This window comes from Streptomyces sp. NBC_00078 (assembly GCF_026343335.1).
Classification (GTDB): Bacteria; Actinomycetota; Actinomycetes; order Streptomycetales; family Streptomycetaceae; genus Streptomyces.
The window spans coordinates 8,708,149-8,730,303 of sequence record NZ_JAPELX010000001.1 but is presented as its reverse complement, the minus strand read 5'-3'; the positions used below and the strand labels follow the sequence as shown (position 1 = coordinate 8,730,303).

Below are 22,155 nucleotides of genomic sequence, written 5' to 3'. Positions count from 1 at the left end.
CCCTCACGGCTTGCCCATCGGACTCGCCGTCGCCCTGTGCAAAACGCTTTGAGTACCCCGGTTCAGCACCGTCATTCCGTCTTCGCGGCGCCTTTTTCGGCGAGCTGTGATGCTCGCCCCAAGCTTTTGTTGCCGGGCGGCAACTGAGCTAATCTTCCACCGATTTCTCATCGGGCAGATCCGTGAACTGCGGAAATGCCGCTATTGAGCGAGGCCTTCCCGGCCCGCTCGCGGTTCCGGGTCCTCGGGGTGGGGACTCTTGGGGAGCGGAACGAGGGTGCGCATGACCACCAAGTCGATGGACGCCCGGGAGCAGGCTCCGGGCGAGCAGGAGCTGCGGCAGCTGCTGGCCGGGCTGACCGCCGTGCGAGACGGCGATTTCGGCACTCGGCTGCCGTCCGACGGCCAGGGTCTGCTGGGTGACATCGCCACCGTCTTCAACGGCATGGTCGACCAGTTGTCCGTGTTCACGTCGGAAGTGACCCGCGTGGCCCGCGAAGTGGGCACCGAGGGAACGCTGGGCGGTCAGGCAGAGGTGCCGGGAGTCTCCGGTACGTGGGCGGATCTGACCGATTCGGTCAACGCCATGGCGGGCAATCTCACCACGCAGGTCCGCGACATCGCCCAGGTCGCGACGGCGGTCGCCAGGGGTGACCTGTCCCAGAAGATCGACGTACCGGCGCGCGGGGAGATCCTGCAGCTCAAGGAGACCGTCAACACGATGGTCGACCAGCTGTCCGCGTTCGCCGACGAAGTCACCCGCGTCGCCCGCGAAGTGGGCAGCGAGGGGCGGCTGGGCGGCCAGGCGCAGGTTCCCGGTGTCGGCGGTGTCTGGCGCGACCTGACCGATTCGGTCAACTTCATGGCGGGCAATCTCACCTCCCAGGTCCGCAACATCGCCCAGGTGACGACGGCGGTGGCGCAGGGCGACCTCTCCCAGAAGATCACCGTCGACGCCCGCGGCGAGATCCTGGAACTCAAGAACACCATCAACACGATGGTCGACCAGCTCTCCGCCTTCGCCGACGAGGTCACCCGCGTCGCCCGCGAAGTCGGCACCGAAGGCCGCCTGGGCGGGCAGGCGGACGTCAAGGGGGTCAAGGGCACCTGGCGCGACCTCACGGACTCCGTGAACTTCATGGGTGGCAACCTCACCGCGCAGGTCCGCAACGTCGCCCAGGTCGCCACGGCGGTGGCGCAGGGCGACCTCTCCCAGAAGATCACCGTCGACGCCCGCGGCGAGATCCTGGAACTCAAGAACACCATCAACACGATGGTCGACCAGCTCTCCGCCTTCGCCGACGAGGTCACCCGCGTCGCCCGCGAAGTCGGCACGGAGGGCAATCTCGGCGGCCAGGCGATCGTCCGGGGCGTGTCGGGGACCTGGAAGGATCTGACGGACAACGTCAACGTGATGGCGTCGAATCTCACCGGGCAGGTCCGCTCGATCGCCCAGGTCGCCACGGCGGTGGCTCGCGGCGACCTCTCCCAGAAGATCACGGTCGAGGCCAAGGGGGAGGTCGCCGCCCTGGCGGACGTCATCAACACCATGGTCGACACGCTCTCCGCCTTCGCCGACGAGGTCACCCGCGTCGCCCGCGAAGTCGGCACCGAGGGACGCCTCGGCGGCCAGGCGCACGTGCCGAACGTGGCCGGCACCTGGAAGGACCTGACGGACAACGTCAACTCGATGGCCAACAACCTCACCGGGCAGGTACGCAACATCGCCCTGGTGACGACCGCGGTGGCGGGCGGCGATCTGTCGAAGAAGATCGATGTCGACGCCCGCGGCGAGATCCTGGAACTCAAGACGACCATCAACACGATGGTCGACCAGTTGTCGTCGTTCGCCGCCGAGGTCACCCGAGTGGCCCGCGAGGTCGGCAGCGAGGGGCGCCTCGGCGGCCAGGCCGAGGTGGAGGGCGTAGAGGGCACCTGGAAGCGACTGACGGAGAACGTCAACGAACTGGCCGGCAACCTCACCCGCCAGGTCCGCGCGATCGCCGAGGTCACCAGCGCTGTCGCTGAGGGCGATCTGACCCGCTCGATCACCGTGGAGGCCTCCGGCGAGGTCGCCGACCTGAAGGACAACATCAACTCCATGGTGGGGTCCCTGCGCGAGACGACGCGGGCCAACCAGGAGCAGGACTGGCTCAAGACGAACCTCGCCCGGATCTCCGGCCTGATGCAGGGCCACCGCGATCTGCCCGTGGTCGCCGAACTGGTCATGGACGAGCTCACCCCTCTGGTCTCGGCGCAGTACGGCGCCTTCTACCTGGCGGAGGACACGGAGCGCGGTCCCGAACTGCGGTTGGTGGGCTCGTACGGCTCCCCCGACGACGCCGAGCGGCCCACCCGCATCCCTGTCGGCCGCTCGTTGGTCGGCCAGGCGGCGCGCAACCGCCGCCCGATCACCGTGGAGGAGCTTCCGGCGGGCTACGTGGCCATCTCCTCCGGTCTCGGGCAGGCGGTGCCCAGTGCCCTGGTGGTGCTGCCCATCGTGGTCGAGGAGCAGGTCCTCGGCGTCATCGAGCTGGCCTCACTCACCCCCTTCACGCAGATCCACCAGGACTTCCTGACGCAGGTGCTGCCGGCCATCGGCGTCAACCTCAACACCATCGTGGCCAACGTCCGCACCGACGAACTGCTGGACGAGTCCCAGCGCCTGACCGCCGAACTGCAGGCCAGGTCGGAGGAGTTGCAGGTCCAGCAGGACGAACTGCAGCGCTCCAACGCCGAACTCGAGGAGAAGGCCTCCCTGCTGGCCTCGCAGAACCGCGACATCGAGGCCAAGAACCTGCAGATCGAGCAGGCTCGGCAGGAACTCGAAACCCGTGCACAGCAGTTGGCGCTGGCCTCCAAGTACAAGTCGGAGTTCCTGGCCAACATGAGCCACGAACTGCGCACTCCGCTCAACAGCCTGCTGATCCTGGCCCAGTTGCTCGCACAGAACCCCTCGCGCAACCTCACCCCGAAGCAGGTCGAGTACGCGGGCATCATCCATTCGGCGGGCTCGGACCTGCTGCAGCTGATCAACGACATCCTGGACCTGTCCAAGGTCGAGGCCGGAAAGATGGACGTCGCTCCCGAACGGGTCGCGCTGCGCAAGCTCCTGGAGTACGTCGAGGCGACGTTCCGGCCGATGACGACGCAAAAGAGCCTCGACTTCACGGTGGACACGGCGCCCGGCACGCCCGCAGACCTGCTCACCGATGACTCCCGGCTGCGTCAGATCCTGCGCAACCTGCTGTCCAACGCGGTGAAGTTCACCGAGCAGGGTGGCGTGGAGCTGCGCATCGAACCGGCCGCCGACCGAGAGGTGCCTCCGGGTGTCCACCGCGGTGGCCCGATCGTGGCCTTCCGGGTCAAGGACTCCGGCATCGGCATCCCCCAGCAGCAACTGGAGACGATTTTCGGGGCGTTCCAGCAGGCCGACGGCACGACCAGCCGTAAGTACGGCGGCACCGGCCTCGGGCTGTCCATCACGCGGGAGATCGCCCATCTGCTCGGCGGCGCCGTCACGGTCGACAGCACACCCGGCCAGGGCAGCACGTTCACGCTCCATCTGCCAGTCGCGCGCCCCGACTTCGAGGAGCTGCTGGATCACGGCGGCCGGCCGCCGGTCCCGGCCCATGCCACCGACGGGTCCGAGGCGGCGCCGGCGCTTCCTGCCGTCTCCGAGCTCATGGCAGCCCCCGAACAGCGCAGACGCCGCCTGCTGGTCATCGAGGAGCGGCCTCGCGGTCTGCTCACCCTGGTCGCCGAACGGGCCGTCGCCGACATCGCGCACGACCCCGACGATCCGCGCGGGACGATCGACATCATCACGGCCGTCGGGGCGCAGGAGGCGGCGAGCACACTGGCCGCCGAACCCTGCCACTGTGTCGTGCTCGAGCTCGGCGGGCCAGACGACGAGGGCACGGGCTTCCTGGCCGCCATGCACGGCGACTCCGCGCTCGCCAGCGTGCCCGTGCTCGTCCACACCGGTCATCGCGTGGACCTGGCCCAGGAACAGACGTTGCGCGCCCGAGCGGGCGACCGGCCGCTGGACTTCCTGTCCAGCCTGGACGAACTGCGTGAGCGCATCACCCTGCACCTGTCCGCCGAACAGCCGGGCGACGTACTGTCGCTGGTGCGCGCCGAGGAGCCTCACCACCCTGCCGCACAGGTCCTGGACGATTCGTTCCTCGGCCGCAGCGTCCTCGTGGTCGACGACGACGCACGCAACCTGTTCGCCCTCAGCGGGGTTTTGGAACTCCACGGTTTCCACGTGCTGCACGCGGACAACGGCCGCAAGGCCATCGAGATGCTTCTCGCGTACCCCGACGTCTGCCTGGTCCTGATGGACGTGATGATGCCGGAGATGGATGGCTACGCCGCCACCGCGGAGATCCGCACGATGGCGCAGTACACGGATCTGCCCATCATCGCCGTCACCGCCAAGGCCATGCCGGGCGACCAGGAGAAGAGCCTCGCGTCGGGTGCCAACGACTACGTCACCAAGCCCGTCGACAGCAATGACCTCATCGCCCGCGTCCGACGCTGGCTGCCCGTGTGACCAGGCGTCACCGCAGTGCGCACCAGCCGACCGTGTGGGTTCGGGACGTCCCAGCCGAGGAACAGGCCAGCCGTGAGTGATCTCCGTCAACCGCCCGAGCCGCACCGTGCCCAGGAGGCCGGGGGCGACCAGCCCACGCCGCGGGGCTCCGCCGGCACGCCCGAGTCCGGCAGCGGCGGCGACGCCGGTCCCGGGCACACGTCCCCGGTCGGCAGGCTCGCAGCGACCGTGGAGCGCCTGCGCCGCGAGGTGCGGGCGGCCCAGGCCGAGGCGGACGGGCGTGCACTGATCGAACTGGCCAAGGGCATCCTCGTCGAACGACTGGGCTGCGGACCGACGCAGGCCGCGCGGCAGCTCGCCGAGCTCACCGAGCAGGCCGGGATGACGCCACTCGAATTCGCGGTCGAGGTCATCAACCAGGCCTCGCGCGACCAGCTGTCGGAGGTGGCCACCGCCTTCCTCGCCGCCACCGCGGCCAGTGCCGTGGCCGTCGGCTCACCGGGAGGCCCTTCCTCCGCCGTACGGCTGCGGGCGGCCGAGAGCGGTGCACTGGCCGCCCAAGACGCCCAGGCCGTCGCCGATTCCCTGCTGGAGCACGCTCTGACCCCGCTGGGTGCGGAGGCGGTGGCCATCTGGGCCCTGGGAACGGATGGCTCTCTCACCCTGGCGGGCAGCGCGGGATTCTCTCCCGCCGAGGCCGGACGATGGCGGCATGTGCCCCCGGGCGTGACAACGGTCGCGCGGCGCGGGCTCGCCGAGCGCGCGGGCAAATGGATTCGCAGCCTGTCCGAGACCGGACTGCCCTCGATCGGCCAGCACCACCATCCGGACGGCGGCCGGGTCGCCGTACCGGCCGGTGCCGTCGGCCGGATCCATGGGGTGCTGGAGATCGCATGGGCCTCCCCGCTGGACACTCCCGCACCGCAGATCGTCCGCCAGATCGAGGCCCTGGCCGAGCTGTGCGCGCACACCCTGGAGACCTGCGTCCCCCAGCGTCCCGACGGAGAGGCGAGTGCCGGAGTTCTGCCGGACGTGGCTGAACTGATGGACCTGTGCGACGGGCTCCACGACCCGGCCCTGGTACTCGTGCCGCACCTGGATGCCGACGCACGCCTGGTCGACTTCCGCATCCACCACGTCAACAGCCGTTTCCTGGACCCCGCCGGCCGGCCGCGCGGCGTCATCAACGGCGCCTTGCTGCTGGAGACGTACCCGATGGCCGCCGGCCAGAGCGAGCTCTTCGAGCACGTGGAGCGCGTCTACGCCACTGGCGAGCCCTACCGCACCCGCCGGATGAGACTCACCGCCCTGGTGGACGACGTGGCCCTGGCGGCGATCGCCGACATCAGCATCAGCCGGCACGGCGGCAGCGTCCTGCTGATCTGGCGCATCGAGGACGAGACGTCCCGCCTGGCGAACCTGCTCCAGCACGCCCAGCGCCTGGGCCGTATCGGCGGTTTCGAGGAGAACCTCCTCACCGGCGAGATCTCCTGGAACGGTCAGCTCTACCAGCTCTACGGCAAGCCCGCCTCCGGCAGCCCCGTGCCGCTGGAGGACCTGGCCGCTCACGCACATCCCGATGACGCCGTCACCATCGGCCGGTTCCTGCGGACGCTGCTGCACCATCGCCGGCCTGCGTCCACGTCGTTCCGTCTCCTGCGTCCCGACGGGGTGACCCGCCACATTCGCGTGGTGGCCGAGCCGGTGCTCGACTCCGACGGCCAGCTGTTCGTCGTACGCGGGGCGTATCAGGACATCTCGGCCCACCACTGGACCGAGGTCGCGCTCGCCGCCACCCGCGATCAGCTCGCCCACAGCGAGCAGCAGGCCAGTGAACGCAACCGGCTCACCCTCCAGTTGCAGCACGCCATCATGCCTCCGGAGCAGGCGCCGCTGGCGGCTCCAGGACTGCGCGTCGCCGTACGCTACCGCCCCGCGGAGACGCAGCATCTGGTCGGCGGCGACTGGTACGACGCGGTCGTGCTGCCGTCCCGGCTGGTTCTGCTGTGCGTGGGGGACGTCGCCGGGCACGGCATCGAGGCGGCCACCAGCATGGTCGTTCTGCGCAACGCGCTGCGGGGGCTCGCCGTGACGGGCGCCGGGCCGGGGCAGTTGCTGTCCTGGCTCAACATGGTGGCCCACCATCTGACGGGCTCCGTCACCGCCACAGCGGTCTGCGGCCTGTACGACCCCGACCTCCACACCCTGCGATGGGCCCGGGCCGGCCATCTACCGCCCGTTCTGGTGCGCGGCACCGAGGCGGCGCCACTGCCCCTGGTCAAGGGACTCCTGCTGGGTGCCGTACCCGAGGCCACCTACGAGGAGCACGAGGTCCAGCTGGCCGTCGACGACACGCTACTCATGTACACGGACGGTCTGATCGAACGTCGTGACCGGTCCGTGGAGGAGTCCCTCGCCCAGCTGCTGACGGCCGCACGCATGCATTCTCCCACCCTGGACCAGCAGTTGGACCGCCTGCTCACACACAGCAGGTCGGACACGGACGACGACACCTGCATCGTGGGCATTCGCGTGGCCTGAGACGTGCCCGGGCCCTCCGTCGCTCCCGAGGTCCACGACTCGTGGATCTCCGGCGATTCGCACAGCCCGTACTTCGGGCACGACGGACGCACCAGGAGCCGCAGGGCCGGCTCGGTCACCCACAGCGTCCCGGTTCGTCCCGGCTGTTTTCCTCGCGGACTGCGGTGGCACGGGGCCCGCCCCGCTGCCTCGGGGCGGACAGTGCCCATGCGCCGGTGCCATCGCCGGCAGGAGTGCGCCGACACGTCTCGGAACGGCAGGCCGAGCCCACATTTGAACGCGTTCAAATATCCGGTTAGGCTGAGCCCATCAGAGCTGAGGGGGCTTCATGAAGGTAGTGCTGCCCGGCGGAACCGGACAGGTGGGCGCGGTCCTCGACCGGGCGCTGACGGCGGCAGGCCACGAGGTGGTGGTGCTGACCAGGCGTCCGAAGCGGGAGCGTGAGATCGGCTGGGACGGGGAGACGATCGGCCCCTGGGCCGAGGTGATCGACGGCTGCGACGTCGTGATCAACCTGGCGGGGCGCAGCGTCTCCTGTCGCTACACCGACGAGAACCTGCGGGACATGATGGCTTCCCGGGTGAACTCGGCGCGGGTCGTCGGCGAGGCGATCGCCGCCGCCGCGCGACCCCCGCGGGTCTGGCTGCAGATGAGCACCGCGACGATCTACGCCCATCGCTTCGACGCGGCCAACGACGAGGCCACGGGGGTGATCGGCGGCTCGGAGGCAGGGGTGCCGGACTACTGGGCGTACAGCGTCGAGATCGCGAAGAACTGGGAACGGGCGCAGGCCGAGGCACCCACGCCGGGAACCCGCAAGGTGGCCCTGCGCTCAGCAATGGTCATGAGCCCGGACCGAGGCGGAGTCTTCGATGTCCTGCTGCGCCTGGCACGGCTGGGGCTGGGCGGGCCGGTCGCCGGCGGCGCGCAGTACGTCTCCTGGATCCATGACGAGGACTTCGTGCGGGCGGTGGAGTTCCTGATCGCCCGGGACGACATCGAGGGGCCGGTGAACCTCGCCTCACCCGGTCCCCTCCCGCACCGGCAGTTCATGCGGGCGCTGCGCGCGGCCAGGGGCGTCCTGGTGGGACTGCCGGCGACGCGCTTGATGGCGCAGCTGGGGGCGTGGGCCATGCGCTCGGACACCGAGCTGTTGCTGAAGAGCCGCCGGGTGGTTCCGGGCCGGCTGTGTGCGGCCGGGTTCACCTTCACCCATCCCGAGTGGGACAAGGCCGCCGCCGACCTCGTACGGCGGGCCAGGGAACCTCGTTCGGCACCCAGGGGCGAGCACGGGCCAACCCGCCCGCTGTCCCGCCGACGTCCCTGACCTCTGCGCCTGCGCCAACCGCAGCGGCTGCGGCTGCACATGCGGCAGCCGACATGGTGCGGGTCCGGTCCCAACTACCGTCTCCGGCAGGCCACATGGCACGCGCCGACCGTGACCGCGCAGTCGGCCCGCCCTGATCCCCGGCACGATGAAGTTGCCATGACGACCGGCCCACAGCCGTCCCTTCGGATCGACACCAGCGAGCCGCAGCCGTCAACGCATCGCAGGGAAAAGGCACTTGCCCCTGCCGCCTCCCGGGCGCCGACTCAGCCGACGCGTCCGAGGAGCCATGTGACGGCCCAGCGGACGAGCGCGCCCAACGCGGCCGCCAACGCCATCTTCCCGGTCTTGCGCGCGACACGGCGAACCCTTCCGGGCTCGCGCTCAGGCTTCGTCATGAGACCCCACCATTCAGTGAACAGATGGACACTGACTGATCAGACTAAGGAGGTGCCGACGATTCACTCCGGGTGAGACACCACTCAACTCGCCAGTGATTCTTGGCCACTTCCCACAAGCGCCGTACGCCGTGAAGCGCCCGGCCGCATTGCCTTCACCTCTTGACGAGGCTGGTCACCGGGAACGCCACCGCCGCCGACCCCGGCAAGGCACCCGGCGGCACCTTCGACCTGTCCGTATGGCAGCTCCAGGAGCCCGTCGGCTCACCCGGTTCCCCCACGACCATCTCCTCCTCCCGCCTGCAAGGGGCGAGCGGATACCAGGACGCGTACTTCTACACCGACAAGCGCGACGGGGCGATGACCTTCTGGGCTCCGGAGAAGGGCGTCACGACTCCCAACTCCAACTACGCGCGCTCCGAGTTGCGAGAGATGAACCGAAGCGGCAGCGCCGCCGACTGGCCCCTCGGCGGAAGCCACAAGTTGAACGCCACTCTGCGGGTCGTGTCGGTGACGAAGAACGTGTGCGTCGGCCAGATCCACCTCGGCACCGGCGGCTCCTCCACCAAACCGCTGCTGGAGCTCTACTACCGTGCGAGCGGCGACATCGTCCTCGGCACCGAGAACTCCCCGTCCGGCGGCCAGACACCGCACACCGTCGGCCATGTCTCCGTGGGCAAGACGTGGACGTACACCATCGCCGTCTCGGGCGGCGACACCATCGACCTGACGGTCAACGGCAGCACCACCCACTACCCCATCCCGTCGTCCTTCTTCTCCTACAAGCAGTACTTCAAGGCCGGTTCCTACAACCAGTCGTCCTCCGACAGCACCACGAACGGTGCCCGCGTGGCCTTCTACGGACTGACCGTCTCCCACAGCGGCTGAGCGGAACCAGCTCAGCGAAGCGTTCGGCTGAAAGCCACGGCACAGGGCCGGCCCGGCCTCCTTTCTGCCCTACCCGTAGGGGCATTCAGGCCTGGGCGGCCCGCGGTGCATCGGGGCTGATGCCGGATGGCAGGACCGGCCAGGGGGATCGCGGGTCCAGGGCGAAGAGTCGGGCGCGGCCGGCCGGGAACGCGGTCCCGCCGGTCGGCCGCGTACTCCTGGGCCAGGTGCCGCACGCGGGCGCGGAAGTCTGGGCTCTCCGGGTGTGGCGCGGGACCTGTCGCGCACCGCACCCCTCCCCTTGGGCGTCAGCGCGCGCCGAGCCCTCGCAGGAAGGTGTCGACAACCACGTCCGCGGCCTGCGCGGCGGTGAGATCGGGCAACTCCTGTGAAGCCAGCTGCATCAGCTGCGGCAGCAGAGCACCCGGCCACCCCGCCGGGATATCGGCGCAGAACAACCCCTCGTCCGCGGCACGGTTCAGAAAAGCGTCGACTTCCCGGATCAACGCGTCACGCCGTTCACGGATCGCCTCGTGGGACCGCAGCCTGGTGAGTTCCACGGGCCACGTCCTCGTCGTCATCGCCTACGACGACGAGGACGACGCCGTACGGATCGCCAACGCATCCGAGTACGGCCTCCCGGGCGGCGTGTGGTCCGCCCACCCGGCCCACGCCCTCGACATCGCGCGCCGCCTGCGGACCGGCACGGTCACCGTCAACGGCGCGTCCATCGCCTTCGACGGCCCGTTCGGCGGCTACAAGGCCGGCGGCATCGGCCGCGAGTACGGCACGGTCGGGCTTTCCCAGTACGTCGAGTACAAGACCGTCACCCTGTGAGCGACCGAGGGCACCCTGCCCGGTGAGCGGCGCCGAAGCCGCGTTCGACTCCTGGCACTCCAGCCATTCCCGGCCACCGAACTCCCCTACCAGGAACGGGAGTTGGGCAAGCCAGGAAGACGGGTCGGCTGTCACCAAGGCCTGGGCACGGGCACGGTCGCAGCCGCCTCCGCGCACACCCTTTCGCGCACACCGTTCCTCGTAGCTCACCCAATCGGCTGCGCTCGGCGCGAAATCGGCCGGGCGGCCGTAGAGGGTGACTGCATGAACACACCACTGAGCAACCACCCGAGCACGCCCGATCACGCCGAGCGGACCAGCACCCGGATTCCGCGAATACTCGCGGTGGGTGCCGCCCTGGGCATCGCCTGTGCGGCGCTCGTGGGAGCCGCCGGATCCGCCGTGGCCGCGGCGCCCGCCCCGCACGACGACGCCAGGGAGAAGGCTTCCTCGTCCGCCCCGTCCCGTGGCCACGGCCAGGAGGAACATCGCGGCCACGGTGGTTACGGCGGCTACGACGACGACGGCGACGACTGCGACGGCCTCATCGTGCTCATCTGCCACGGATAACCGACCGGGCGCGGACAACCGTCGGCAGACAACCGGCGGCAGTTCCAGCGGACTTCGAGGCCTGCGGCCGGGAGCGGCGACGCCCGTCGGGGCGCCCGCCCCCTGCCTCGGTCCGCCCGTCCGGCGCCCACGTCGCCGTCTCATCGACGAGGATCGAGCGGCACTCCAGGTCCCGTGTTCTGCACGTCTGAGACGATGTGCGGAACACGGGGCTTTCTGGCGTCTCCGGTCGAGAGGGCCGGGCGGCGGCGGGCGGCGGCGGGCGGCGGGCGAGTCGTATCGGCTAGTCCCGTACTTCGCGGGTCGTTGAATCGGTTGGAGTAGAGGGTTCGGTCGTATCCGGGTCGGGGCTGTGGGCGTTAGCCGGGTGTGTCGATGATTTCCCGGTCCCCGCGGCCTCGGTCCCAGCGTCAGCGCCTTGAGTGCGTGGTGACGTCTGTGGTGGAGAAGCGTCTGGGCGCTCTGCCTGTCGCTGCCGAGTTTCTGCGCCGGCTGGACGTGGCGGGGATCGTCGACGGGTTGTGCCCGTCCGCGCCGAGCGCGCACCTGACGCACGGGCAGGTCATCGAGGCGCTGGTCGCGAACCGGCTGACCTCGCCGATACCGCTGTTCCGGGTCGGCGACTGGGCCCGGACCTGGGCGGTGGAGGAGGTCCTGGGCATCGAGGCGGGCTTGCTCAACGACGACCGCCTCGCGCGGGCACTGGATGCGATCGCCCCGAAGCTGGAGCAACTCGCGGGCACGGTCGGCGCGCGGGCGATCACCGAGTTCGGCATCGACGTGTCGCGGTTGCACTGGGACATGACGTCCATGTCCGTCCACGGGGCCTACCCGCTGGAAGATCAGGACGACGCGTTCCCGGTGATCAAGCACGGGCATCCCAAGGACCGCCGGGTGGACCTGAAGCAGGTCCAGGCCGGGCTCGCGGTCACCGGTGACGGCGGCATCCCGGTCCACGCCCGGGTCTTCGGCGGGGGCGCGGCCGAGGTGTCCCAGGTCGTCGGGGCGATGAAGGATCTGCAGAAGCTGGCCGGCGAACGGGAGTTCCTGCTGGTCGCCGATTCCAAGCTGGTTTCCTACCCGAACGTCGCCGCACTGCTGGCAGCCAGGACGGCATTCATCGCCCCGGTCCCGGCGGCTCAGGTCAAGGACGGTTTCTATGCCGCCTTGGACCTGGAGGCCGCCACTGTCGTGGACTGGGTGCCCGACCGCGACGCGGGCAAGGACCCCGCCCAGCGCGAGGTCTACCGGGTACTGGAGGACGTTCACACCCTGAACGGTCCGCGCAGGCGCGACCCGGTCCTGAGCGTTCGCCGAATCCTGGTCCACTCCACCGGCAACGCTGCGGGCCAGCAGGCCGCCCGCACCAAACGCCTCACCCGCGCGGCCGAGGACCTGGACAAGGTCCAGCACGGAGCCGGCGGCAGGTACTACAACACCGCCGAGAAGATCGCGGCCCGTATCGGCGTGATCGCCAAGACCCGGCGGGTTGCCTCCTGCCTGCGCACCGAGATCGGCGAAGACGACAACGGCAGGCCCACCCTGGCCTGGCACTTCGACCATCAGGTCCTGGACGACGAGGCGGCAGCCGACGGCTGGTACGCGCTGCTGACGGCGCTGACCCCCGAGCAGGCCGACCCGGGCCAGGTCCTGATCCAGTACAAGGGCCAGGGATCGGTCGAGCGCCGTTACGCGGACTTCAAGGGCCCCCTGGCGGTCACCCCGCTGTTCGTGCAGCACAACCACCGCGTCGCCGCCCTGATCCAGGTCATCTGCCTGGCCCTGCTGGTCTTCAGCCTGATCGAGCGCCAGGTCAGACAAGCCCTGGGCCCCGAGCAGACGATGGTCGGCCTCTACCCGGACAACCGCCGGGTGCGGCCCACCGGCCGCATGATCCTCTACCACCTGAGCGAACTCGCCCTGCGGATCGGCAACGTCACCGATCCACCCACCGTCCAGATCACCCGAGGAGTCCAACTCCACCTCCTCGACCTCCTCGGCATCGAAGTCACTCAAACCCGCTGGCCAATGACCTGAAACGGCGACCCGCGAAGTACAGGGCTAGTGCCTGCCCGCCGAGGCCAGTGCTTCCTCGTCCTGTTCGGCGAGAGTCCCGACGACGTCGGCGGCGGACGGCGCGTCGTCGATGAGGTCGACGGCCTCACCGACCCACACCGGACGCGGTGGGAGACCAGGTAGGGGTGGCCCAGGGTGCGCGCCGTGCATCTCGTCGGCCATCGGGCGCCTCGGGGCGTCGGCGGCGCCCGCCCCAGGGCCGCAGCCGCCCCGCGCCTGCCGGCGATCCCACCGGTCTCCCGCACGGGCACCGGTCCCACGAGGTCCACCACCAGGGGCACGAACGGCAGCGTGGACCGCCCTTCCGGGCATCCTGGCCCCGGCTTCCACGCCCTGGGCCACGATGACATCGGCGCCCAGGGCCGAGGCCGCACCCCGAACAAGCTGGTGAACGGCATGGTCTAACGCGATGGCGGACATGATCGCTCGCCGCGGAACGGCAGGTCAGCCGGGACCCCCGAACGACACGTCCGGCCCGGGCATTAGCCTGGTTGTGTTGCTGCAACACTTCCGGACGCCCGGCCGCCCGAGAACAGACGAGAACGGAGCAGGCGACGTGAGCGACACGCAGACCGGCGACCGCGAAGGGGCTGCTGTACCGACGGCGACTGCCGAGCTGCTCGAGGGCGTACGCCGGCACCGGCGGCACACCCTGGAACTGCTGACCGTCTGCTCCATCGCGCTCGTCCCGTGGACCGTCCTGCTGGCGCTGACGTTGCCGTCCGGGTACAGGGTCCACCACTGGCGCGCGGTCTGGGTGGGATTCGACGTTCTGCTGTTGGTCGCGATGGCGTCCACCGCGATACTCGGCTGGCTGCGGCACCGTGCCGTGATGGTGTCGGCACTGGCGACAGCGGTGCTGCTGGTCTGCGATGCGTGGTTCGACGTCTCGCTCTCCTTCGGCACCTCGGAGGTCTGGCCGTCGGCTGCGCTCGCGGTGTTCGGTGAACTGCCCCTCGCCTTCTACTTGATCCACCGCGTGATGGGGATGATCTCGTTGGCACGGTGGCCGTCCGCCGAGACCGCCACCGACAACCACGAGCAGCCCATCGGCCCGGACGTCTGACGGTCTCAGGAGTACGCGCCCCCTGCCGGCACTCCCGTGCTGCCCGCGCCGGAGAAGATCACGCCGGGGTGGGTCGGCGTCCGGTCGCTGAACGTTCCCCTGCACATGATTGGCTGGCTCCAGCCACGCAGCCGATACACAGGAGGACGCCGCAGCCATGAGCCACGCCTACACCTACGAGTACAAGGTCGTCACCTTCAGGGAGTCGCTGATCGGTGACGCTCTGGACAGCGACAAGCTGGAGAAGGTCCTCAACAAGCACGCCGAGGACGGCTGGGGCCTCAAGGCGATCACCTCCGCCGACGTCAAGGGCCGCATAGGGCCCGGTTCGGTCGAGGGCTTGCTGCTCACCTTCGAACGGCCCCGCGCCTGACACCTGACCACCGCTTCCCGTGACGGGTCCACACGCTGCGTGTGGACCCGTCACCGCGACAGCCGGCCGCCGTCGGACACCGTCCGGCGATTCGCCGTCGCCGTCGTCGGATGACGGCGCAGGCATCGCGCGTGGCTGGCGGCGGCGCGAAGGTGTGCGTTCCGGGCGTCATCGCGCGGCCGCGACCACGGCACTGCGCCCGTGCTCGTGCTCGTGCCACGCCTGCTCTCGAAGTTCCGCGGACATCAGCAGCTCGACCGCCGTGCAGGCGAGCGCCTCCGTCGCCGCCAGCATCGCGCGGCGGCCGCGGTCGGAGGACGCCGCGGCGGCGAACTCCGGGGTGTGGTCGGAACCGTCCGGATCCATGATCGCGACGAAGGGGTGGATGGCGGGCACGCGGCCGCTGACGTTGCCGATGTCGGAGGAGCCCAGGTAGACGCCGGGCTGGGGAGGCGTCACGCCGATACCTGTGCGTGCGAGGTGCCGGGCGAACCGTCCCGACAGCACCCCGCTGTCGCGGAAGTGCTCGTAGGACGGGGAGACGCGCCCGAACGTCACCGTCGTCCCCGTCGCCCGCGCCACCCCTTGAGCGCAGGTCAGCAGCTCCCCCGCCAGCTCCTCCAGAGCGGTGGTCGTGCCGGCGCGCAGCCCGAACAGTCCCTCCGCGTACTCGGGGACGATGTTCGTCGCCACGCCTCCGTCGGTGACGATGCCCTGCACATGTGAGGCCTCGGGGAGCCGTCTGCCCACGACGGCAAGGGTGTTGAACAGCTGGATGAGGGCCGCGAGGGCGTCGATGCCCTCGGTCGGGTTCCCGGTGGGGTGGGCGGCGCGGCCGTGGAAGCCGACGCGGTAACGCGTCTGGGCGGTCAGGGGCGCCCACTGCCAGCTGTGCACGCCCGGGTGGAACATCAGCGCGGCGTCGACATCGTCGAACAGGCCCGCCTCAGTCTCGGCGACCTTGCCGCCGCCGCCCTCCTCCGCAGGCGTTCCCACAGCCCATACGGCCCCTGCGCCCTCCCCCACCACGGCCCGTGCCGCGAGTGCGGCACCGAGGCCGGCCGCGGCGATCAGGTTGTGGCCGCACGCGTGCCCGAGCCCGGGCAGGGCGTCGTACTCCAGGAGCAGGGCCACTGCGGGGCGGCGTACGCTTCCCGCCCGCGCGACGAACGCGGTGGGCATTCCGGCGAGATCACGCTCGACGACGAACCCCGCGCGTTCGAGTTCGCCGCTCAGCAGCCGGGCCGCCCGGTGTTCCTCGAAGGCGTACTCAGGGTCTGCGTGCAGGGCGAGGGCGATCTCCCACAGGCGCTCCGCCCGCACGGCAACCTCCCCGCCCACCCGTCCGACCGCCAAGTCCACCGTGTCCGTCACGCCGGCCTCCCCAGATGCGCCATCCATGTCCGCTCTTGTAGGCGGGTTCCAACAAGGCGGCGGCCCACACCACGTCCGGCCGGGTGAGCTGCTGTGGTCGGGCGTTAGCGCAGCGGAGGCCGGGGCACTCGGGGCTCGCGGTGGATCCGGACCGGGAGCCACCGCTTCCTGCCTGGAGGTGGAGAGCATGGGACATGGTGGAAACGTCATTGACGAGCTGATGACCGATCACCGGGAGGTCGAGGAGCTGTTCGGCCGGATCGAGGCACTGCCGTCCGGACACAAGGACCGCAAGGTGTACGCCGACCAGGCCACGATGGAACTGGTGCGGCACTCGGTGGCCGAGGAGGAGTACCTCTACCCGGCGGTGCGGGAACACCTGGTCAACGGGAACACCATGGCGGACAGGGAGATCGAGGACCACTCCAAGGCCGAGCAGCTGATGAAGGATCTCGAGAGCTGCGAGGCGGGCGACGCCGAGTTCGACCGGCTGGTCGGGACGCTGATGAGCGAGGTCCGTTCACACATCGCCGACGAGGAGCAGAACCTCTTCCCCCAGCTGCGCGCGGCGTGCACGGCGGAGGCACTCGACGACCTTGGCGACAAGGTCCGCCGGGCCAAGAAGCTGGCGCCGACCCGGCCTCATCCCTCGGCCCCGGACACCCCTCCCGCCAACAAGCTGCTGGCGCCGGGGGCTGGAGCGGTCGACCGGATGCGGGACGCGCTGAGCGGACGCGGCAAGCACGACTGACGAGCTGCCGGCCGACCGCCTCAGCAGCAGGCGGCCGGTGTCAGGCAGTGAGCGGGAGGGGCGGCCTGAGCAGGCACAGCAGCTGGTCCTGGTGGAGCGCGGCGACGGGGGCGAGCAGGTCGGGGTGGCGCAGCAGCGTCGCCGCCCGCAGGTCGCCGGCGTCGGGTGCGAGCAGGCGTCGGAACGCGACGGGCGTACCGGCCGTATGGCTGTTCTCGGCGGCGGCTGCCACCGCGAGTCCGGCCAGTTCCGGATCGCTCAGCAGGCCGGCCGCCCAGCTGGCGACGACCTCGTCGACCCAGGTGCGCCAGGCATGGACATCGGTGTCCCGGCCGGCGAGGTCGTGCGCGCCCGCGATCCGGTCGAGCCGGGCCGATCCGCCCGGGCCCGCCATACCGACGAGCGCGGCGTCCATCCGGGTCGGATAGCGCAGCCAGGCCGCGACCGTCACGGCCTGGCGGGCCTGCGCCTCGCACAGGGCCGAGGCCAGGGCGCCACCGCCCGCGGGGTAGGCGCAGGTCAGCCACTGGGCGGTCGCCGCGATCAGCGGAGAGAGGTCTGCGAGCACTGCGGGGCCGTCCGTACTGTGGGAGGACAGGGAACTGGGCAAAAACGGTAGCTCGCGGCTGCGGGGAGGGATATGCCCTCACCTCGCCGGATGACGTGGCATCGACCACAGCACCGCGGGGAACCCGGTGGCTCTCTGCACGCGCTCCTACCCCTGGGAGAAAGTCATGAGCTTCCTGCGTCTGGTCGGCCGCCCCATGCTCGCCTCGATGTTCGTCACCGGCGGACTGAACTCGCTGCGCGCTCCCGAGCAGGTCGCCCCCGTGGCCGAGCCCGTCGTCCAGCCCGTCACCGAGCGGATCGACGCTCTGCCCGACCGCACCGAACAGGTCGTACGGCTCAACGGAGCCATACAGGTGGTGGCCGGTCTGCTGCTGGGCACCGGGCGTCTGCCCCGGCCCGCCGCGCTGGCCATAGCGGCCACGCTGGTGCCGACGACGCTTGCCGGTCACCGTTTCTGGGAGGAGGACGATCCCGACAAGCGCGCCCAGCAGCGCATCCACTTCCTGAAGAACCTGTCGATGCTCGGGGGCCTGCTGATCGCGGCCGACGACACCGCCGGTGCCCCCTCCGTGGCGTGGCGGGGCCGTCATGCCGCCCATGACCTGCGCCGTGAGGCTCGTCTGGTACGGCGTTCCGTCGGTGCCACCGCACGGCCCGCCGCGGCGGTGGGCGGTGTCAGGGCCAAGCTGACGCGCTGATCACCTCGGCTCAGCCCCGGGCGGGAGTCACGAACCGGTCGAGTGCCGTGGTCAGTGCCGCCGGCTTCTCCACCGGCAGCTCGTGGCCGGCGTCGATGATGCGGACCACCGCGTCCGGGTAGTCCTTCGCCATGCGCAGCATCTGCTGCACCGGCAGCTGGATGTCGTGATAGCCGTGGATCATGAGGGTGGGTACGCGGATCTCGCCGACCCGGTCCAGTACGTCGAAGGCGCGCATGGCGCCGTAGAGCGTCATGACCACCTCGCGCGGGGTGTCGGCGGAGGACTTGACGTAGGCGCGGATCTCGTCGCGAGGATGGCCGGGGGCGAAGGCGCGCTGGATGTTGGTGGCGACGAACAGCTTGTACGGGACGAGCGTCGAGGCCGCCATCAGCAGACCCCTGCCTCGGCTGTAGGCCATGCGTCCGATGGAGTTGACCAGTACGAGGCGTTCGACCCGGTCGGGGTGGTCGAGGGTGATGGTCTGCGCGATCATGCCGCCCATCGAGTGGCCCACGAGTACCGCCCGGTCGACCTTCAGGTGGTCGAGGAGGGCGATGACGTCCCCGGCCAGCTCCGCGACGGTGCGCACCCCCGCCCCGCTGCTCTCGCCGTGACCGCGCAGGTCCAGGCGGATCACCCGGCGCCGCTCTGCGAAGTGCGTCATCTGGTGGTCCCAGCGGTGCCGGTTCGCCGTCCAGCCGTGAACGAACACCAGCGGCACGCCGTCGCCGTCTCGGGGGCCCTCGTCGTCGTACGTCAGCGCTGCGCCGTCGACCTCGAGCTGCGGCATCGTGCCTCCTGAACATGTCTCGTTACTGGCGAGTAGGGTAGCGCTCGCCGGGCAACCCTGAAAGACCTGATTCCCGATGCGCCGGTCAGCGAGGACCCTCGGTTGCACTGGAGGTTGCAGCGAGCATCCCGGGGACGATCTGACCACCGTTGATCCGGCTGCGGGACGAGGACGGCGACCGGCTCAGCGCCGAGGAACTGCTGTACGCACTGCTGCTGGTGATCGGCGCCGGGTACGAGACCACCGTCAGCCTCGTGGGCAACGCGGTCGTCGCACTGCTCCGGCACCCGGGGCCAGTTGGCCGCCGTACAAGCCGGGAGGATCGGCTGGGACGGCTTCGTCGACGAGACGCTGCGGATGCAGCGTGCGTAGAACCGCAAAGGGGGCCCGACCGGTCCCCCGTTCCGGTCGTGCCCCCGCCCGTCGAACTTACGTCTAGGGCGGATCCGTTGGGTACCGCGTCAGTGCCCGCTGCGGTGTGCGCAGGGCTCACTTGTGCACAGGCGGGCCCGGATGGTCCCGGTTCGTCCGGTTGAGGTCGGGCTGGTCGAGGTCACCGAGGGCCAGGTGGGCGAGCACGACCTCGTAGAGATCGCTGCCGGAGGCGAGCAGTTGGCGTTCGAGGACCGGTTCCGCGCTGCGCACGTGCTCGCGCACGGTCTGCGCGTGCACGCCCAGGAGGTGGGCGGTGCGTTCGGCGTTGCCGCCCGCCGCGATCCAGGTGCGCAAAGTGCGCCGGAGGTCGCGGGCGTCGGACTCCAGGCGGCCGAGCAGGTCGTGTGCCCAGGTGCGCAGTGCGGGCCCGGCCAGCAGGTCGCCGAGCCGGGGGTCCGCGGTGTCGGCGGGACCGGTCTCCCGGGTTTCCTCCGGCAGGCCGACGCGGGCGTTGAGCGCGAGGTGGACGACGGCGCGGGCGGGGAGGTCGGAGAAGTCCGCGTGCAGCAGGCCCTCCACGCGTTCCATGCGGGCGCGGACCGTGTTGCGGCTGACGCCCAGGACCTTGGCCGCGTTCACGGCGGTGAACTCCAGGCCCAGCCGGGTGGTGGCGAGGAGTTCGGCGCGGGTGTGGTGCGCGAGCCTGTCCAGCGGGCGCAGGATCCCAGTGGTCCAGCCATGCAGCACGGCCGGGTCCATCAGGCGTTCGGGGTGGGTGCGTTCGGCGTAGACGGCCTGCTTGTCGGGCCGGAAGCGGGCGACGGCGAGGGCGCTGACGGCCTGTCCGTAGGCGGTCGCGGTGCGGACGAGGCTCTGCGGGGCGCTGCCGCCGAGGAAGGTGCCCGGCTGCCTGCCGACCAGCCGGCGCAGCTCCGCGGCGGCCGCGTCGCACGGAGCGACGACGATGACGTGCGCGTCCACGGCGGGGCAGCGCACGACCAGGGCCTGCTCGTCCGTCGCGTCCAGGCATTCCTCGGCGATGCGGTCGCGGTCCTGGGCGTCGGCTTCGAGCACGTAGACGCAGGCGGTGTCGGTGTCGAGCAGGCCGGGCCACAGGCCTGCGGCGACACGACGGGCGGAGACGGTGTCCTCGACCATCAGGAGCTGCAGGATGGCCAGGCGCAGGTCGGACGTCGCCCGTTGCAGACGGCGACCGGCCATGCTCGACTCGTGTGCCCTGAGCAGGAGTTCGACCACCTGGGCGGTGTGGGTCACGATGTCTGAGGCCCGTCGGTCGAAGGGGTCCGTGCGGGACACCACCAGCACACCGGCCGAGGCGGGCGGCGGCAGCTCCACTCTGACGAGGCGCAGATGACGCCCGTCGCCGTCCCAGGCCGCGGAGGCGATGCGGCCGGAGACGATGTCCGCGACGAGGCCCTCGTCGAGCGGTGTCGGCGTTCCGGCGAGGAGGCTGCCCGTGTCGTCCTGCAGACAGGCCGTCCCGTGCACCGCGTCCGCGAGCCAGGCGGCGACCCGGCGGATGTCCCGTCCGGTCGGCCGGAGGTGGTCGAGCAGTTCCTGTGCCCACGTCGTACCGTCGGCGCCCGTCACCTGAGCAGGGCGGGCCCCGTCCTTTCGGCCAGCCATCTCGGACTTCTCCTCGTCCATCGCATCGACCTCGGCATATCGGTCGGGGACGTTACCTCACGTGTGCCCGAAGGTGACACGAGTACGACTTCCGTACGGCGAGGCGACGGCCGCCTTCACATGCTGCGACGGCCGAAGACGCCTCCCGTGGCGAAGGCCAGTTCGGCGAAGCGTTCGCCGATGCGGAGGTGGGTGGCGGCATCCGGGTGGAGCTGGTCGGGCAGCGGGAGTTCGGCGGAGTCGGACTCCCCGTACAGGTCGCGTCCGTCGAGGTAGTGCAGGTTCGGGTCCTCGGCCGACCGCTGGGCCACGATGCGGTTCAGCTCGTCCCGGATCACACCGAGGGCCAGTTTTCCGTCGGCGCGTTCTGCCGGATCGCCCATGGCATGGAACTTCAGCCTGCCCTCGCCGAGTGAGGTGAAGTCGATGGCGCTTGGGCCGGGCGTGTCCTCGTGTATGGGGCACAGGATGGGTGAGACGACCAGCAGCGGTGTGGTGGCGTGACCTTCGCGGACGGTGTCGAGGAAGCCGTGGACGGCCGAGGTGAACGCGCGCAGGCGCATCAGGTCGGTGTTGACCAGGTTGATGCCGATCTTGATGCTGATCAGGTCGGCGGGGGTGTCGCGCAGCGTGCGGGCGGTGAACGGGTCGAGCAGGGCGCTGCCGCTCAGTCCGAGGTTGATCAGGTCCACGTCGCCGAGGGAGGCGGCGAGTGCGGGCCATGTGGTGGTGGGGCTCGCCGCGTCGGAGCCGTGGCTGATCGAACTGCCGTGGTGCAGCCACACCTTGCGGCCGCTCGGCGGCGCGGGCTCCACGGGGGCGTCGCTGCGCAGGGCGACCAGTTCGGTCGTCTCGTCGTGCGGGAGCCAGATCTCCACGTCCTTGTTTCCCTCGGGCAGGTCGGTGAAGCGCAGGGTGCCCACGGGGCCGGGACGGAGTTCGGTGGTGCCGGCGGCCATGTCGACGGTCACGGTGTTGCCGCCCGTGGCGCTCGCCCGGCCGGTCGAGCGGCCGTCGACGAGGAGGTCGTACACGCCGTCGGGACGTGGCGGGGCGCCGACGTAGACGCGCTTGGTGGGCAGGGTGTCCAGTTCGACGGCGGTCGCACGCGTGCGGAAGGCCAGCCGTACGCCCGAGGGCTGGGACTCGGCGCCGGCCAGCTGTGGATCGGCGCACTGGGCGCGGGCCCGGGCGGGCAGTCGGTGCGGCAGTACGCCGTGTTCGGTGGGTTCCACGTCGAGTGCGCCGCGCAGCAGGTCGGCGGTGACGGGCGTGGTGATCCAGTCGTACGTGGTGTGCATGTACTCCGCCTG

General features: G+C 70.4%; 18 protein-coding genes and 2 pseudogenes. 13 read left to right on the top strand and 7 right to left on the bottom strand.

The features are described from left to right. The first annotated feature begins 283 nt into the window (after positions 1-283). From OOK07_RS40630 to OOK07_RS40620, 3 genes are all read left to right on the top strand, one after another. Complete coding sequence (locus tag OOK07_RS40630) at positions 284-4,558, top strand: HAMP domain-containing hybrid sensor histidine kinase/response regulator (protein WP_266801604.1); 4,275 nt, start codon at positions 284-286, stop codon at positions 4,556-4,558. Positions 4,559-4,630: 72 nt separating this feature from the next. Then, a complete protein-coding gene (locus OOK07_RS40625) occupies positions 4,631-7,099 on the top strand; it encodes a SpoIIE family protein phosphatase (protein WP_266801603.1) in 2,469 nt (822 codons plus the stop codon). Between the two features lie 328 nt (positions 7,100-7,427). Further along, entirely contained in the window at positions 7,428-8,426 is a 999-nt protein-coding gene (locus tag OOK07_RS40620; protein WP_266801602.1) for a TIGR01777 family oxidoreductase, read from the top strand. A 266-nt stretch (positions 8,427-8,692) separates the two neighbouring features. Here the strand turns inward: OOK07_RS40620 and OOK07_RS40615 are convergent, their stop codons facing one another. Next, positions 8,693-8,824 carry a hypothetical protein gene (locus OOK07_RS40615; RefSeq protein WP_266801601.1) on the bottom strand — a complete coding sequence of 44 codons (132 nt, stop codon included), beginning with the start codon at positions 8,822-8,824 and terminating at the stop codon, positions 8,693-8,695. Positions 8,825-8,986: 162 nt separating this feature from the next. On the opposite strand from OOK07_RS40615, the gene OOK07_RS40610 reads away from it, so the two are divergent. Continuing rightward, complete coding sequence (locus tag OOK07_RS40610) at positions 8,987-9,712, top strand: polysaccharide lyase family 7 protein (protein WP_266801600.1); 726 nt, start codon at positions 8,987-8,989, stop codon at positions 9,710-9,712. A gap of 308 nt (positions 9,713-10,020) precedes the next feature. On the opposite strand, the gene OOK07_RS40605 is transcribed toward OOK07_RS40610, so the two are convergent. Beyond that, on the bottom strand, positions 10,021-10,272 hold the full coding sequence (locus OOK07_RS40605; protein ID WP_266801599.1) for a hypothetical protein: 252 nt from the start codon (positions 10,270-10,272) through the stop codon (positions 10,021-10,023). A gap of 1 nt (position 10,273) precedes the next feature. On the opposite strand from OOK07_RS40605, the pseudogene OOK07_RS40600 reads away from it, so the two are divergent. From OOK07_RS40600 to OOK07_RS40575, 6 genes and pseudogenes are all read left to right on the top strand, one after another. Further along, a pseudogene (locus tag OOK07_RS40600) lies at positions 10,274-10,549 on the top strand (aldehyde dehydrogenase family protein); the annotation flags it as partial. Between the two features lie 264 nt (positions 10,550-10,813). Next, positions 10,814-11,119, top strand: coding sequence for a hypothetical protein (locus tag OOK07_RS40595; RefSeq protein WP_266801598.1), 306 nt, complete (start codon positions 10,814-10,816; stop codon positions 11,117-11,119). A 438-nt stretch (positions 11,120-11,557) separates the two neighbouring features. Further along, entirely contained in the window at positions 11,558-13,156 is a 1,599-nt protein-coding gene (locus tag OOK07_RS40590; RefSeq protein ID WP_266679595.1) for an IS1634 family transposase, read from the top strand. 174 nt (positions 13,157-13,330) lie between these two features. Next, positions 13,331-13,600, top strand: coding sequence for a hypothetical protein (locus tag OOK07_RS40585; protein WP_266801597.1), 270 nt, complete (start codon positions 13,331-13,333; stop codon positions 13,598-13,600). 151 nt (positions 13,601-13,751) lie between these two features. Then, positions 13,752-14,261 (top strand): hypothetical protein, encoded by a 510-nt coding sequence (locus tag OOK07_RS40580; RefSeq protein ID WP_266801596.1) that lies wholly within the window; start codon positions 13,752-13,754, stop codon positions 14,259-14,261. 157 nt (positions 14,262-14,418) lie between these two features. Further along, positions 14,419-14,634, top strand: coding sequence for a DUF4177 domain-containing protein (locus OOK07_RS40575; RefSeq protein ID WP_266524541.1), 216 nt, complete (start codon positions 14,419-14,421; stop codon positions 14,632-14,634). Between the two features lie 168 nt (positions 14,635-14,802). Here the strand turns inward: OOK07_RS40575 and OOK07_RS40570 are convergent, their stop codons facing one another. Next, positions 14,803-16,035 (bottom strand): amidohydrolase, encoded by a 1,233-nt coding sequence (locus OOK07_RS40570; protein ID WP_406313145.1) that lies wholly within the window; start codon positions 16,033-16,035, stop codon positions 14,803-14,805. A gap of 160 nt (positions 16,036-16,195) precedes the next feature. Between OOK07_RS40570 and OOK07_RS40565 the strand changes: the two genes are divergently transcribed. Beyond that, entirely contained in the window at positions 16,196-16,759 is a 564-nt protein-coding gene (locus OOK07_RS40565) for a hemerythrin domain-containing protein (RefSeq protein ID WP_266801594.1), read from the top strand. A 40-nt stretch (positions 16,760-16,799) separates the two neighbouring features. Here the strand turns inward: OOK07_RS40565 and OOK07_RS40560 are convergent, their stop codons facing one another. Next, positions 16,800-17,327, bottom strand: coding sequence for a hypothetical protein (locus tag OOK07_RS40560; RefSeq protein ID WP_266801593.1), 528 nt, complete (start codon positions 17,325-17,327; stop codon positions 16,800-16,802). Between the two features lie 166 nt (positions 17,328-17,493). On the opposite strand from OOK07_RS40560, the gene OOK07_RS40555 reads away from it, so the two are divergent. Next, positions 17,494-18,027 (top strand): DoxX family protein, encoded by a 534-nt coding sequence (locus tag OOK07_RS40555; protein WP_266801592.1) that lies wholly within the window; start codon positions 17,494-17,496, stop codon positions 18,025-18,027. A 10-nt stretch (positions 18,028-18,037) separates the two neighbouring features. Here the strand turns inward: OOK07_RS40555 and OOK07_RS40550 are convergent, their stop codons facing one another. Further along, complete coding sequence (locus OOK07_RS40550; protein WP_266801591.1) at positions 18,038-18,820, bottom strand: alpha/beta fold hydrolase; 783 nt, start codon at positions 18,818-18,820, stop codon at positions 18,038-18,040. Positions 18,821-18,938: 118 nt separating this feature from the next. On the opposite strand from OOK07_RS40550, the pseudogene OOK07_RS40545 reads away from it, so the two are divergent. Beyond that, positions 18,939-19,180 (top strand): annotated as a pseudogene (locus OOK07_RS40545) (cytochrome P450); the annotation flags it as partial. Positions 19,181-19,309: 129 nt separating this feature from the next. On the opposite strand, the gene OOK07_RS40540 reads toward OOK07_RS40545, so the two are convergent. After that, entirely contained in the window at positions 19,310-20,842 is a 1,533-nt protein-coding gene (locus OOK07_RS40540) for a helix-turn-helix domain-containing protein (RefSeq protein ID WP_266801590.1), read from the bottom strand. Positions 20,843-20,958: 116 nt separating this feature from the next. Continuing rightward, a complete protein-coding gene (locus OOK07_RS40535) occupies positions 20,959-22,143 on the bottom strand; it encodes a GDSL-type esterase/lipase family protein (RefSeq protein ID WP_266801589.1) in 1,185 nt (394 codons plus the stop codon). Between the last annotated feature and the right edge of the window lie 12 nt (positions 22,144-22,155).

Bases quoted from the DNA above. Each gene is read 5' to 3' on its own strand.
- OOK07_RS40535 (WP_266801589.1), bottom strand. From the start codon at position 22,143: ATGCACACCACGTACGACTGGATCACCACGCCCGTCACCGCCGACCTG.
- OOK07_RS40550 (WP_266801591.1), bottom strand. From the start codon at position 18,820: ATGCCGCAGCTCGAGGTCGACGGCGCAGCGCTGACGTACGACGACGAG.
- OOK07_RS40575 (WP_266524541.1), top strand. From the start codon at position 14,419: ATGAGCCACGCCTACACCTACGAGTACAAGGTCGTCACCTTCAGGGAG.
- OOK07_RS40555 (WP_266801592.1), top strand. From the start codon at position 17,494: ATGAGCTTCCTGCGTCTGGTCGGCCGCCCCATGCTCGCCTCGATGTTC.
- OOK07_RS40620 (WP_266801602.1), top strand. From the start codon at position 7,428: ATGAAGGTAGTGCTGCCCGGCGGAACCGGACAGGTGGGCGCGGTCCTC.
- OOK07_RS40540 (WP_266801590.1), bottom strand. From the start codon at position 20,842: ATGGCTGGCCGAAAGGACGGGGCCCGCCCTGCTCAGGTGACGGGCGCC.
- OOK07_RS40565 (WP_266801594.1), top strand. From the start codon at position 16,196: ATGGGACATGGTGGAAACGTCATTGACGAGCTGATGACCGATCACCGG.
- OOK07_RS40570 (WP_406313145.1), bottom strand. From the start codon at position 16,035: ATGGATGGCGCATCTGGGGAGGCCGGCGTGACGGACACGGTGGACTTG.
- OOK07_RS40595 (WP_266801598.1), top strand. From the start codon at position 10,814: ATGAACACACCACTGAGCAACCACCCGAGCACGCCCGATCACGCCGAG.
- OOK07_RS40615 (WP_266801601.1), bottom strand. From the start codon at position 8,824: ATGACGAAGCCTGAGCGCGAGCCCGGAAGGGTTCGCCGTGTCGCGCGC.
- OOK07_RS40630 (WP_266801604.1), top strand. From the start codon at position 284: ATGACCACCAAGTCGATGGACGCCCGGGAGCAGGCTCCGGGCGAGCAG.